Source organism: Pseudomonas sp. CGJS7, from assembly GCF_036961695.1.
On the sequence record NZ_JBAMDI010000027.1, the window covers coordinates 47,638 to 60,284 of the forward strand.

General features: G+C 67.8%; 12 protein-coding genes. 9 read left to right on the forward strand and 3 right to left on the reverse strand.

What is annotated here, in order from left to right:
- Positions 1-111: 111 nt before the first annotated feature.
- The 3 genes from V7787_RS17995 to purH form a co-directional block, all read right to left on the reverse strand.
- The gene (locus tag V7787_RS17995; RefSeq protein ID WP_336088883.1) at positions 112-870 is read right to left on the reverse strand and encodes a hypothetical protein; all 759 of its coding nucleotides are present in this window, start codon (positions 868-870) and stop codon (positions 112-114) included.
- Between the two features lie 236 nt (positions 871-1,106).
- Complete coding sequence (locus tag V7787_RS18000; protein ID WP_336088884.1) at positions 1,107-1,802, reverse strand: hypothetical protein; 696 nt, start codon at positions 1,800-1,802, stop codon at positions 1,107-1,109.
- 46 nt (positions 1,803-1,848) lie between these two features.
- A complete protein-coding gene (purH, locus tag V7787_RS18005; RefSeq protein ID WP_336088885.1) occupies positions 1,849-3,435 on the reverse strand; it encodes a bifunctional phosphoribosylaminoimidazolecarboxamide formyltransferase/IMP cyclohydrolase in 1,587 nt (528 codons plus the stop codon).
- A gap of 406 nt (positions 3,436-3,841) precedes the next feature.
- Between purH and V7787_RS18010 the strand changes: the two genes are divergently transcribed.
- From V7787_RS18010 to V7787_RS18050, 9 genes are all read left to right on the forward strand, one after another.
- On the forward strand, positions 3,842-4,486 hold the full coding sequence (locus V7787_RS18010; RefSeq protein WP_336088886.1) for a CDP-alcohol phosphatidyltransferase family protein: 645 nt from the start codon (positions 3,842-3,844) through the stop codon (positions 4,484-4,486).
- Positions 4,487-4,496: 10 nt separating this feature from the next.
- On the forward strand, positions 4,497-6,254 hold the full coding sequence (locus V7787_RS18015; protein WP_336088887.1) for a bifunctional alpha/beta hydrolase/class I SAM-dependent methyltransferase: 1,758 nt from the start codon (positions 4,497-4,499) through the stop codon (positions 6,252-6,254).
- The gene (locus V7787_RS18020; RefSeq protein ID WP_336088888.1) at positions 6,251-7,588 is read left to right on the forward strand and encodes a phosphatase PAP2/dual specificity phosphatase family protein; all 1,338 of its coding nucleotides are present in this window, start codon (positions 6,251-6,253) and stop codon (positions 7,586-7,588) included. Before V7787_RS18015 ends, V7787_RS18020 begins: the two co-directional genes overlap by 4 nt.
- Positions 7,585-8,043, forward strand: coding sequence for a hypothetical protein (locus V7787_RS18025; protein WP_336088889.1), 459 nt, complete (start codon positions 7,585-7,587; stop codon positions 8,041-8,043). Before V7787_RS18020 ends, V7787_RS18025 begins: the two co-directional genes overlap by 4 nt.
- A complete protein-coding gene (locus V7787_RS18030; RefSeq protein WP_336088890.1) occupies positions 8,040-9,509 on the forward strand; it encodes a TIGR04222 domain-containing membrane protein in 1,470 nt (489 codons plus the stop codon). The genes V7787_RS18025 and V7787_RS18030 overlap by 4 nt, the downstream gene beginning before the upstream one ends.
- 13 nt (positions 9,510-9,522) lie before the next feature.
- Positions 9,523-10,191, forward strand: a complete 669-nt coding sequence (locus V7787_RS18035) for a CDP-alcohol phosphatidyltransferase family protein (RefSeq protein WP_336088891.1) — start codon at positions 9,523-9,525, stop codon at positions 10,189-10,191.
- A complete protein-coding gene (locus V7787_RS18040; protein ID WP_336088892.1) occupies positions 10,188-10,835 on the forward strand; it encodes a lysophospholipid acyltransferase family protein in 648 nt (215 codons plus the stop codon). Before V7787_RS18035 ends, V7787_RS18040 begins: the two co-directional genes overlap by 4 nt.
- Positions 10,832-11,791, forward strand: a complete 960-nt coding sequence (locus V7787_RS18045; RefSeq protein ID WP_336088893.1) for a phosphatidate cytidylyltransferase — start codon at positions 10,832-10,834, stop codon at positions 11,789-11,791. Before V7787_RS18040 ends, V7787_RS18045 begins: the two co-directional genes overlap by 4 nt.
- Before the next feature lie 401 nt (positions 11,792-12,192).
- On the forward strand, positions 12,193-12,630 hold the full coding sequence (locus tag V7787_RS18050) for a tetratricopeptide repeat protein (RefSeq protein ID WP_336088894.1): 438 nt from the start codon (positions 12,193-12,195) through the stop codon (positions 12,628-12,630).
- Positions 12,631-12,647 lie beyond the last annotated feature (17 nt).

Here is a 12,647-nt window from a genome sequence, read left to right on the forward strand (position 1 = left end):
TCCAGACTGTAGGGGCGGCGTGAGCCGCGACCGCGACATCGCACATGCGTCGTAAGCCGGATGTCGCGGTCGCGGCTCGCGCCGCTCCTACAGGGAGCTTGGGTTGGATCGTTAGGGGCGGTCGCAGCCTTGTTGCTGCAGCACCTGCTCGGATATGACGAAACGCCCGTCCTTGTGCGGGATCTTGATGTTGCGTCCGACCGGATGCGCGCCTTCGCGGCCGATGACGTCGAGGATCTGGCCGTAGCGCGCGTAGTCGTATTGCGAGTGGTCTATGCGCAGCACGCAGCGCAAGTCGGTATCGGCGCTCTGGACCCGCGTGCCGATGCTGAGCACCGGCTCGAACTCGTGGTACTCGGACATCCATACGGCCAGATTGGCCTGTGGATTGCGTTGCGGCGCGGCGCCTTGAATCAGGAAGGCCGCGCGTCCCGGGCCCCATTCGCGCAACTCGACCACGCCGGCCTGGCCGGCCAGCGGCGTGGCGATGCCGCGCTTGCTCGACCAGACCCGCACTTGTTGTTGTTCGCTGCGGGCATCGGACAAGATCCACACATCGACCGAACCGCCGGCGCCGGTGCTGCATACCGCGATGTCGCGCGCGCCGCGTTGTTCCGGGCCGCTGTCGGCGCAGACTTTACGCCGCACGGACGTGTTGCGGCCGCCGGCCGATTCCATCCCGCGCCACGAGCGGCCGTCGAGGCGGACGCGTTCGCCGTAGGCCTGGGAAAGCACGCGCGCGGCGTCGGTGTCGGGGATCTTTTGCGAGGGCAGCGGTTGCAGGGCCAGGGCGGTGGGCGCGCACAGGGCCAAGGCTGCGGCTAGCGCGGGGAGGCGCAGTGGCGAAGGCGCAGTGCGATATCCAGGCATGACGATGTCCTTATCGATGGGATGCGGGGCAGTATGCGCCTGTTGGAGCACTGCATCCGCGTCCTGGCGAGCGACTCCCCATCACCCATGGGCGAACGACTCTCCCACCCCGTCATTCCGGCGAAAGCCGGAATCCATTTTGCTGTTGCTTGGCTCTACCGGTGAAAGCTCAAGAGCAAGATCAAAATGGATTCCGGCTTTCGCCGGAATGACGGTGGTTGGGGATGCGCCGCGGCTTAGTGAATCGCCGAAGCCGGCAGCTTGCCGTCTTTACGCAGCCGCTCGATCGCCAGATTCGACAAGCTGTCCCACAGCGGCGGCGGCAGCTGGTTCTTGCGCAGGTGCCACAGCAGGGCGATGGACTGATAGCGGCCTTCGCGCCAGGTCAGGGTGGCGCGCCAGGACGGTTGCAGGCTGTGCGGGTCCAGCAGTTCGACCCGGTAGTTCTGTTCGCTGACGGTCGCGCCGTCGAGCGCGAGCTGTTGCAGCGACACCCGCAGCACCGGCGCATTGGCGGCGCGCAGCGCTTGCATGGTCTGGGTCTGGTACTGCGCGGCGGCTTGTTGTTCCGCCACGCGCGAGGTCTGGCCGAAACGTTCTTCGTCGCTGCGAGCGTCCAGTTCCTGGGTTCGGTAACCCATCTCGCCCAAGCGCTTGGCCAGCGCGTGCGCGACTTGCTCGGTGTAATCGCGGCGCACGCTGCCGATCTCCAGCGACACGTCCGGCTTCACCAGCAGCACCGTGATCGCGCTGCCGTCGATGCGGTAATCGCCCAGCGTTTGGCTCTCCACCGCCTGCCGGCGGGTGTACTGCCACGCGCCCCACAGCGTGATCACCGCCAGCAACACCAGCAGCACGGTGAGCTTGCGCGCGATCGAGCGGCCGAGGGTACGGCTCAGCGGCGGTTTGGCGGTTTTCAGCGGTTCGGACATGGCATCGGATCGCGCGGGCGGGCGCGGGGCCCGCCCACGCCTGGGCTCAGTGACGGAAGTGGCGCACGCCGGTGAACACCATCGCCAGGCCGTGTTCGTCGGCGGCGGCGATGACTTCGTTGTCGCGCATCGAGCCGCCCGGCTGGATCACCGCCTTGATGCCGGCCGCGGCGGCGGCGTCGATGCCGTCGCGGAACGGGAAGAACGCGTCGGAGGCCATCACCGAGCCCGGCACGATCAATCCGGCTTCCTCGGCCTTGAGCGCGGCGATCTTGGCGCTGACCACGCGGCTCATCTGGCCGGCGCCGATGCCGATGCTGCGGTGATCGCGGGCATAGACGATGGCGTTGGACTTGACGAACTTGGCGATCCGCCAGGCGAACAACAGATCGCTCAACTGCGCGTCGGTCGGCGCCAGCTTGCTGACCACCTTCAACTCATCGCGGCCGACTTCGCGCAGGTCGCTGCTTTGGATCAACAGGCCCGAACCGACGCGCTTGGTGTCGTGCATGTTGCGGCCGTCGCCGTGCGGGATGCGCAGCACGCGCACGTTGGCCTTCTTCTTGGCGTATTCGATCGCGCCGTCCTCGTAGTCGGGCGCGATCAGCACTTCGACGAACTGGCGATCCAGAATGACCTTGGCGGTGGCCGCGTCGAGCTTGCCGTTGAAGGCGATGATGCCGCCGAAGGCCGAAGTCGGGTCGGTGGCGTAGGCCAGTTCGTACGCGTCGCCGCAGGCCACGCCTTCGGCCACGCCGCAGGGGTTGGCGTGCTTGACGATCACGCAGGCCGGGCGCTCGAACTGGCGCACGCATTCCCAGGCGGCGTCGGCGTCGGCGAGGTTGTTGTAGCTCAGCTCTTTGCCCTGCAACTGGGTGAAGGTGGCCAGGGTGCCGGCGACCGGGTACAGATCGCGGTAGAACGCGCCGCTCTGATGCGGGTTTTCGCCGTAACGCAGGTCCATGACCTTGACGAAGCTGGCGTTGTGTTGCGACGGGAAGGTCTGCTTGCTGCCGTCTTCGGCGATGGCCGACAGGTGGTTGCTGATCGCCGCGTCGTACTGGGCGACGCGGTTGAACGCGGCCACCGACAGGGCGAAGCGGGTGTTGGCGCCGAGCGCGCCGCCGTTGTCGCGCAATTCGGCGATCAGGCCGGCGTACTGGGCCGGATCGGTGGCGACGGCGACGCGGGCGAAGTTCTTCGCCGCCGAACGCAGCATCGCCGGGCCGCCGATGTCGATGTTCTCGATGATGTCTTCGAAGCTGCTGGCCGGATCGGCCGCGACTTTCTCGAACGGGTACAGATTCAGCACCAGCAGATCGATCGCGCCGATGCCGTGCTCGGCCATCACCGCATCGTCGATACCGGCGCGGCCGAGCAGGCCGCCGTGGACGATCGGGTGCAGGGTCTTGACCCGGCCGTCCATCATTTCCGGAAAGCCGGTGACCTCGGAAACGTCGCGCACCGCCAGTCCGGCGTGGCGGAGGGCCTTGGCGGTGCCGCCGGTGGACAGCAGTTCGACGTTCTGCGCGGCCAGCGCCTGGGCGAGTTCGATAAGGCCGGTCTTGTCGGACACGGACAGCAGGGCGCGGCGGATGTGAACCGGCGTGCCGGTCGAGCGATCGGAGGTCATTCGGGGAGGAGGGCAGCGGAAGGGCGCGGGAATTATAGCGGCGCCGGGGCTGGGGCCGGCTGTTCATGCCTGGCGGGGCCGAGGCGACGGCCTTGCGTACTCCAGCGAATCCACCCGAAGCGTTCCCCCCTTTGAAAAAGGGGGGCAGGGGGGGATTTGCTCCGGCGGCAAGCAAAAGCTCAAATCCCCCGCGTCCTGCGGACGCTCGCCCCCTTTTCTAAAGGGGGCAAAAGCAAAAAACGGCTGCGGCGGGGCTCAGCGCTATCCCGGCGGTCGAGCATTCCGATACCCGCCCGATCCGCCGCGGCCGCGCCGCCGGAAGGCCGCCACTGGCGCCCGCAGCGGCTAAGCTGGATGCGTAAGCTAATCGGCGATCGCCCGCGAGGGCGCGAGGACTGCTCAGGGAATGGCATCGATTTACGCGTTGAAAGGGCGCTTCCAGGCGCTGCTGCGGCCGCTGGTGCGCGGATTGCACGCCGGCGGGATCACCGCCAATCAGGTCACCACCGCCGCGGCGGTGGCATCGCTGGCGGTCGCCGCGCTGGTGTTCTGGGGCGCGCCGCAACGGCCGTGGCTGTTCGCGCTGCTGCCGGCGTGGATGTTCGTGCGCATGGCGATGAACGCCATCGACGGGATGTTGGCGCGCGAGTTCGGCCAGCAATCGCGGTTGGGCGCGTACCTCAACGAGTTGTGCGATGTGGTGTCCGACAGCGCCTTGTATCTGGCGCTGTGGGCGGTGGCGGGCCTGGATCCGGCGGCGCTGATCGCGTTCGTGCTGTTGGCGGCGTTGACCGAATACGCCGGCGTGCTGGGCCCGATGATCGGCGCGCCGAGGCGTTACGACGGGCCGATGGGCAAGAGCGACCGCGCGTTCGTGGTCGGGCTGATCGGCTTGTTGCTGGCGCTGGGCTGGATCGGCGCGCGCGTGGTGGAACCGATGCTGATGCTCGCCAGTGCGTTATGCGTTTGGACGGTAGTGCGCCGCGTGCGCGCCGGTTTGCGGCATGATGCCGCGCAGGATGCGAAGCAAGGACAAGGAGAGCAATCATGAGGGAGCGGTCATGAGCGAAGCGCAAGAAGCTTATTTCGCCACGTTCGACGACACCGAGCTGTTCTATCGCCACTGGCCGGCCGACAAGCCCGGCCAGGGCCCGCGCCGGGCGGTGGTGCTGTTGCATCGCGGCCACGAGCATTCCGGGCGGGTGCAGCATCTGGTCGCCGAGCTGGGGCTGGAAGAATTCGATGTGTTCGCCTGGGACGCGCGCGGCAACGGCCGTTCGCCGGGCGAGCGCGGCGACGCGCCGGGATTCGCGGCGCTGGTGCGCGATCTGGACCGCTTCGTCGCCCACATCGGCGCGCGCCACGGGGTGCAGCCGGAGAATCTGGCGCTGATCGCGCAGAGCGTGGGCGCGGTGGTCGCCGCGACCTGGGTGCACGATTACGCGCCGCGCATCCGCGCGCTGGTGCTGGCCTCGCCGGCGTTCAAGGTCAAGCTGTACGTGCCGTTGGCGCGACCTGGGCTGGCCTTGATGCAGAAGCTGCGCGGCAATTTCTTCGTCAACAGCTACGTCAAGCCGCAATGGCTGACCCACGATCCCGAGCGGGTGGAGAGCTACCGCACCGATCCGCTGATTACCCGGCCGATCTCGGTGCGGGTGCTGCTGGGCTTGTACGAGGCCGCCGACCGCATCGTCGCCGACGCGCAGGCCATTACCGTTCCGACCCAGTTGCTGGTCTCGGGTTCGGACTTCGTCGTTCATCGCGGCCCGCAGGACCGTTTCTACGAGCGCCTGGGTTCGGCGATCAAGGAACGCCATTTGCTGCCGGGTTTCTATCACGACACCTTGGGCGAGAAAGGCCGAGCCGCGGCGGTCAACCGCATCCGCGCCTTCGTCCAGGCGCGCTTCGCCGAACCCTTGGTGCGCGCGGATCTGTCCCAGGCGCATCGCCACGGGCCCAGTTTCGAGGAATCGGAAAAGCTGTCCTGGCCGCCGGAGCGTTGGTCGCTGGCCGATCTGCGCTGGCGCTTCGTCCGCGCCGGCCTGCGTTTCGGCGGCAAGCTGTCGGAAGGGATCAAGCTGGGGCTGGACACCGGTTTCGATTCCGGCAGCAGCCTGGATTACGTTTACCGCAACGAAGCGCGCGGCGGCGGCCCGCTCGGGCGCATGGTCGACCGCAATTATCTTGAAGCGATCGGCTGGCGCGGCATCCGTGTGCGCCGCACGCATTTGCACGAGTTGCTGCGCGAGGCGATGCGCCGATTGCGCGCGGCGGGCTTGCCGGTGGACGCGGTCGACATCGCCGCCGGCCACGGCCGCTACGCGCTGGAAGCGCTGGCCGGCGAGGGCGAGCGCGCCGATTCGATCCGTCTGCGCGACTACAGCACCCTCAACGTCGACAAGGGCCGCGCCTTGATCGAGGCGCTCGGCGCCGGCGCGGTGGCGCGTTTCGATCAGGGCGATGCGTTCGACCGCAACGCCCTGGCCGGACTCGATCCCAAGCCGACCTTGGCGGTGGTGTCGGGTTTGTATGAGCTGTTCCCGGACAACGATCTGGTCCGGCGTTCGCTGGAAGGCCTGGCCGCGGCGGTGCCGCCGGGCGGGTTTCTGGTCTACACCGGGCAGCCGTGGCACCCGCAACTGGAGTTCATCGCCCGCGCGCTGACCAGCCACCGCGGCGGCGAGGCCTGGGTGATGCGTCGGCGCAGCCAGCAGGAGATGGACGATCTGGTCCGCGCGGCCGGTTTCGCCAAGGTCGATCAGCGCATCGACGCCTGGGGCATCTTCACCGTGTCGCTGGCGCAGCGGGTCGGCCCATGACCGCTGCGACCGCGCGCCGCCCGTGGGGACGGGCGGCGTTGTGGCTGCTGTTGCTGGGGCCGCTGTTCTTCCTGAGTTACGGCTACGCCAACTCGGTCGCGGCCGCGCGCGCGAACGTGCCGAGCGTGGTGTTCGCCTGGGAACAGGCGATTCCGTTCTGGGCCTGGACCATCGTGCCGTATTGGTCGATCGATGTGTTCTACGGCATTTCCCTGTTCGTCTGCCGCGACAAGCGCGAGCTCGATACGCAGGCGTTGCGGCTGTTGACCGCGCAGGCGATCGCGGTGAGCTGCTTCTTGTTGTTCCCGCTGCACTTCAGTTTCACCCGGCCCGAGACCGGCGGCGTGTTCGGTTGGTTGTTCGATGTGTTGTTGGGTTTCGACAAGCCGTTCAATCAGGCGCCGTCGCTGCATATCGTGCTGTTGATCGTGCTGTGGGCGCGCTTCGCCCAGCATTTGCGCGGCGCTTGGCGCTGGTTGCTGCACGGGTGGTTCGCGCTGATCGGCGTGTCCGTGTTGACGACGTATCAGCATCATTTCGTCGACATTCCCACCGGCGTGCTGGCCGGCTGGCTGTGCGTGTGGCTGTGGCCGGAACGCATCCGCGCACCGTGGCGCGAGGCGGCGCTGGCGCGCGACGGCAAGCGTTGGGCGCTGGCCGCGGCGTATCTGGCCGGCGCGGTGTTGTGTGGTTGGGCGGCGCTGGCGTTCGGCGGTTGGGCCTTGTGGCTGGGATGGCCGGCGTTGTCGCTGCTGTTGGTGTCGCTCAATTATGCGGTGCTGGGCCCGAACGGCTTTCAAAAGCGCGAGGACGGGCGTTTGAGCCATGCCGCGCGCTGGTTGTATGCGCCCTACTTGCTGGCCGCATGGATCAACTCGCGCTGGTGGACGCGGCGCGCGCCGCGGCCGGAGTGGGTGACCGACGCGGTCTGGCTCGGCCGGGTGCCGGCCGCGGGCGAGCGCGAAGGTTATGCGCGGGTGGTCGATGTCAGCGCGGAACTGTCGCTGACGCCGTGGCGGCCGGGCGATGCGGTGCGGCCGATGCTGGACCTGGTGGCGCCGACGCCGGAGCAGTTGCGCCAGGTCGCGGCCGACATCGAGGCCGCGCGCGGACACGGCGAGATCTTGGTGTGCTGCGCCTTGGGCTATTCGCGCAGCGCCGCGGCGGTCGCGGCGTGGTTGCTGCACAGCGGGCGCGCGGCGAGCGTGGACGAGGCGATCGCGGTCGTGCGCAAGGCGCGTCCGCAAGTGGTGTTGCGCGAGCCGCATCGGCTTGCGTTGCAATCGATGCTGCGGCCGCCGTCTTCGGCGACGGCGGAAGAGCAGGCCGCATGAGCCCGGCCTCCGATCATCCACCGTCCATCGGCGCGTTCGAACTGCGCGCGATGGCGGCCTTGCTCGCGCAGGGGCGCTGGTTGTGCGTGGCGTCGTTGACCTTGTGGGCGTCCGGCCTGTTCGGGCTGGCGTTGTCGACGGCGGTGCCGGGTTCGCAATTCGCCTTGCTGATGCTCAGCCTCGCCGCCGGTTTGCTGCAGCTGTACTACGCGGTGCGGGTGGATTTCGATGCGCGTTTGTTGCGCGCGTTGGCCGAAACAGGCGGTAGCGGGGCCGATGCCGCGCAGCGCCTGGATGCGGCATTGCGCTCGATGGGTTTGCTCAAGGCGGGCCGTGAAGGCCGCGATTGGGCCTCGCGTTGGCGCGGTGCGCGCAGCCTGTTGTTGCGCCAGGGTTTCAGCTTGATCGTGCAATTCGTCGCCTTGATCGGCGCTTACGGACGAGTGTGGCTATGAACGACAGCGTGGAGTCGGCGCAGTGGACCGAGGCGCAACATGCGCTGTGGCAGCGCTTGCGCGATTACCGTTTCGGCGGCGAGAACCCGCGGCCTTTCCTCGACCGTATCGCGCATGTGGGGCAGTCCTCGCGCGAAACCGCCGAGACGGCGCTGGAGGAGTACCGGCGTTTCTGCTTCCTCGCGGTCGAAGCGGGGCATGAGGTCACCCCGAGTGAGGTCATCGACAAGGTCTGGCACGCGCACATGACCGACACGCGCGATTACTGGCTGCGGTTCTGCCCGCAGGTGCTCAAGCGCGATCTGCACCACGCGCCGTCGCTGGGCGGGCAGGCCGAGGACGCGCGCCATCAGCAGCAATACCGCGACACCCTGGACAGCTACCGCCGATATTTCGGCGAACCGCCGGTCGAATTCTGGCCGCCGCCGCGCGCGCCGGCGCGGCCGAAGCGGCAGGCGAATCCGCGCGAATCGCGGGTGCGCTTGCTCTCGCCCTGGGCGTCGGCGCCGGAGGGGATCGGCCCGTTCTTCTGGTTCTTCAGTTTGATCCTGGCGCTGGTGTACCTGCTGGGCGCCTGGGTCCAAGCCACGTTCAATCCCCTGGACTGGCGCGGCGGCGGGTTCCTGGTGTTGTTCATCGCGGCGATGCCGTGGGCGTACTCGGCCGGCACCGCGATCAAGCGCACGTTGCGCGGGCCGAATCGGCGCACCCATGCTGCTTGCGACGATCCGGTCGAACTGGGTTTTCTGGCCGGCGGCGAAGAACGCGCGGCCGATGTGGCGCTGGTGGAGTTGATGCAGCGCGATCTGCTCCAGCTCGATTACAGCGACAGCGCCGCGGTCGCGGCGAGTCGCCGCGATCCGGTGTGGCTGCGGGTGGACGGCAGCCAGAACGCGCAGTTGCCGCCGCTGTTGCGCATCGCCGCCGAAGTGGCTGCGCGCGAACAAACCTTGGGCGCCACGTTGTTGGCGTTGCAGCGCGCTTACATCCCGGTGGCCGCGCAACTGCGCCGCAACGGCTGGTGGTTGCCGGCCGCGCGCGAATGGCGGATGCGGCTGGCCGGCAGCCTGCCGTTGCTGGCGTTGAGCTTGCTCGGCGTGGCCAAGATCGGGGTCGGGATGTTCCGCGACAAGCCGGTCGGTTTCTTGGTGGTGCTGACGATACTCACCGGATTTCTGACCCTGGGCCGGTTGGTGCGGGCGCAACTGCGAACCCGCGCCGGCGACTGGATCCTGCACGACGCCAGCCGCGGCTTGATCGATGGCAGCATCGCCCAGCGGACCGCGTTGATGGGGACCATCGGCCTGGTCGGCACCGATTGCACCGAGTACCACACCTTGCGCACGCCGGTATCCAGCGGCTCGGGCGGCGATTCGGGCAGCGGCAGCAGCGGCGGAGGCGATGGGGGCGGCGGTGGTTGCGGTGGCGGTGGGGGCGGCGGTTGCGGCGGCTGTGGCGGCGGTTGAACGGAGCACGACGATGAGCCTGAATTCGGATTCTTCCCAGCAACCGTCCGCGCAGCGCGAGGATTGGCGCTTGGCCTTGGCGGCGCGATTGCGCGCGCGCGGCGCCACGCCCAACGGCATTTCGGTGTTCGCCATCGGTTTGTCGGCCTTGGCCGGGGTGTCGTTCTACTTCGCCCTGCGCGATCCGCCGCATTACGGCGCGGCGCTGTTGTTGTTCGCGGCGCTGTGTCTGGCCGGGCGGGTGCTGTGCAACCGTCTGGACGGATTGCTCGCGCGCCGCGGCGGCATGGTCGGCAAGGCCGGCGAGGTCTACAGCGATGCGCCCGATCGTCTGGCCGATGCCTTGGTCTTCCTCGGCGTGGGTTACGGCCTGACCCCGTGGCTGCCGTGGGCCTCGGATCTGGGCTGGGCGGCGTCGCTGCTGGCGGTCGGCACCGCCTATGTGCGGGTGCTGGGCTTGGCCTGCGGCCTGCGCGAGCACGACGAAGGCCCGATGCCGCGGCGCACACGGATGCTCGCCACCGCCGTCGCCGCGTTGTTGGCCGCAGTCGGGCTGGCGCTGGGCTATGCCGCGGTGGTGGCCTGGGTGTTGCTGGGCGCGCTGGCGGTGATCATCGTCGGCGCGGCGCTGACCATCGGCCTGCGGTTGCGCGCGATCGTGCGCGAGTTGGAGGCGCGATGATCTCGCAACTGCTGGCCGACGGTTTCAGCGCGGCGATCCGGCTGCTGACCGGCGCGCGCGCGCTGTGGCGCTGCTCGCCCTCGGCCGATCATCGGGTGTATTACGGCAACCACGTCAGCCACGGCGATTTCGTGATGATCTGGTCGGCCTTGCCGCCGGCCTTGCGCCGCGACGTGCGTCCGGTCGCCGGCGCGGATTATTGGCAGCGCGACGCGCTGCGCCGCTATCTGATTCGCGAAGTGTTCAACGGCGTGCTGATCGAGCGCGATCCGGACCAGCGCAAGCAGGACGCCATCGAGACGCTGTGCGAGGCGGTCGACGGCGGCAGCTCGCTGATCCTGTTTCCCGAAGGCACGCGCAACCAGGGCGATGAGCCGCTGCTGCCGTTCAAAAGCGGCCTGTACCACCTGGCGCGCAAACGCCCGGAGCTGGAATTCGTGCCGGTGTGGATCGACAACCTCGCCCGGGTCATGCCCAAGGGCAAGGTGCTGCCGTTGCCGTTGTTGTGCACGGCGACCTTCGGCGACACCCTGCGGCTCGGCGCGGACGAAGACAAGCAAGCGTTTTTGCAGCGTGCGCGCGAGGCCTTGCTGGCCTTGTCCGAGCACGCGCAGCCCAACGGCGGCCAGGGAGCGGCGGGATGAAGCAATGGATCGATTTCGCCGGTGGATTGCCGCACTCGGTGCTGCTGTTCGCCGGCGTGGCCGGGGTGCTGTTGATCGCCACCGCCATCGCCGAGTGGTTGCGCTGGAAGACCCGCGACCGCCCCAGCGCGGTGATCGCCAATCTGGTCGCGCGGATCCGCGCGTGGTGGGTGATGGCGCTGGTGGTGGGACTCGCGTTCGCCATCGGCCGGGTCGGCATGATCGTGCTGTTCGCGCTGGTCTCGCTGTTCGCGCTGCGCGAGTTCATCACCCTGGCGCCGACCCGGCGCGGCGACTACTACGCGCTGCTGGCGGCGTTCTATCTGGCGCTGCCGTTGCAGTACTGGCTGGTCTACACCGACTGGTACGGGCTCTACACCTTGCTGATCCCGGTGTATGCGTTCTTGCTGTTGCCGATCCTGTCGACCATCGGCGGCGACACCACGCGTTACCTGGAGCGTACCGCCAAAGTGCAGTGGGGATTGATGATCTGCGTGTTCTGCATTTCTCATGTGCCGGCGCTGATCAATCTGAAGATTCCCGGGTACGAAGGCCGCAACCTGCTGCTGATCGCGTTTCTGGTGATCGTGGTGCAGTCCTCGGACGTGTTGCAGTACGTGTGGGGCAAGTTGTGCGGCAAGCGCTTGATCGCGCCGAAGCTGTCGCCGTCGAAGACGCTGGAAGGTTTCCTCGGTGGCGTGGCGTCGGCGACCGCGCTGGGCGCGGCGCTGTGGTGGATCACCCCGTTCACGCCGTTGCAGGCGGCCGGGTTGGCGCTGGTGATCAACCTGATGGGCTTCTACGGTGGCTTGGTGATGTCGGCGATCAAGCGCGATCGCGGGATCAAGGATTGGGGGCACATGATCGAAGGCCATGGCGGCGTGCTCGATCGGCTCGATTCGGTGTGTTTTGCCGCGCCGGTGTTTTTCCATTTGATTCGGTATTGGTGGGTGTAGCCGGACGCTTTGCGCGCATGCGCGCAGTCCGGCTACACGCCCGGCCAAGGATGGCCGGGCCGGGCGATCCGGAGCCTGCGTTGGTTTCGCCAGGGATGGCAGCGCGTGAGTCGGGATGCGCCGTACGCGCATGCGCGGAAGCGTCATCACTGTCACCACCACAGCCCCGGCCCCCCACACCGTCATTCCGGCGAAAGCCGGAACCCATTTTGATTTTTGCTCCCGCTCCCCGTGCACGGCACGAAGATCAAGATCAAAATGGGTTCCGGCTTTCGCCGGAATGACGGGTCAGAGGTATCGGCTGAAGTCAGAGGCCAGAACCCGCGCCCACCCATTCGAATACGCGAACGCCAGAACCACGCATCGGTTCGACCACACCGGCAACCCCCGCGGAGCACCCCATGACTTCACCGCCGCTGCAAATGGACGACGCCCTCTACGAGCGCCTGAACCGCCTCTGCCAGGCAGGCAACGAACTGGCCTCGCAAGGCCGCTTCGACGCCGCGGTGACGCAATTCAACGACGCCTGGGAACTGGTGCCGGAGCCGAAAAAGGATTGGGAAGCCTCGACCTGGATCCTCACCGCGATCGGCGATTGCTACTTCCACCTGGGCGATCTCAAATCCGCGCGATCGGTACTGGAATACGCGGTGCGCTGCCCGGGCGGATTGGGCAATCCCTTCATCCATTTGCGCCTGGGCCAGGTGATGCTGGAGGTGAACGAACCCGACCGCGCCGCCGACGAACTCATGCGCGCGTACATGGGCGCGGGCGCTGAGATTTTCGCCGAGGACGATCCCAAATACCTGGCGTTTCTGCGCACCCGCGCGGAACTTTGATCGCGCCGCCGTCACGG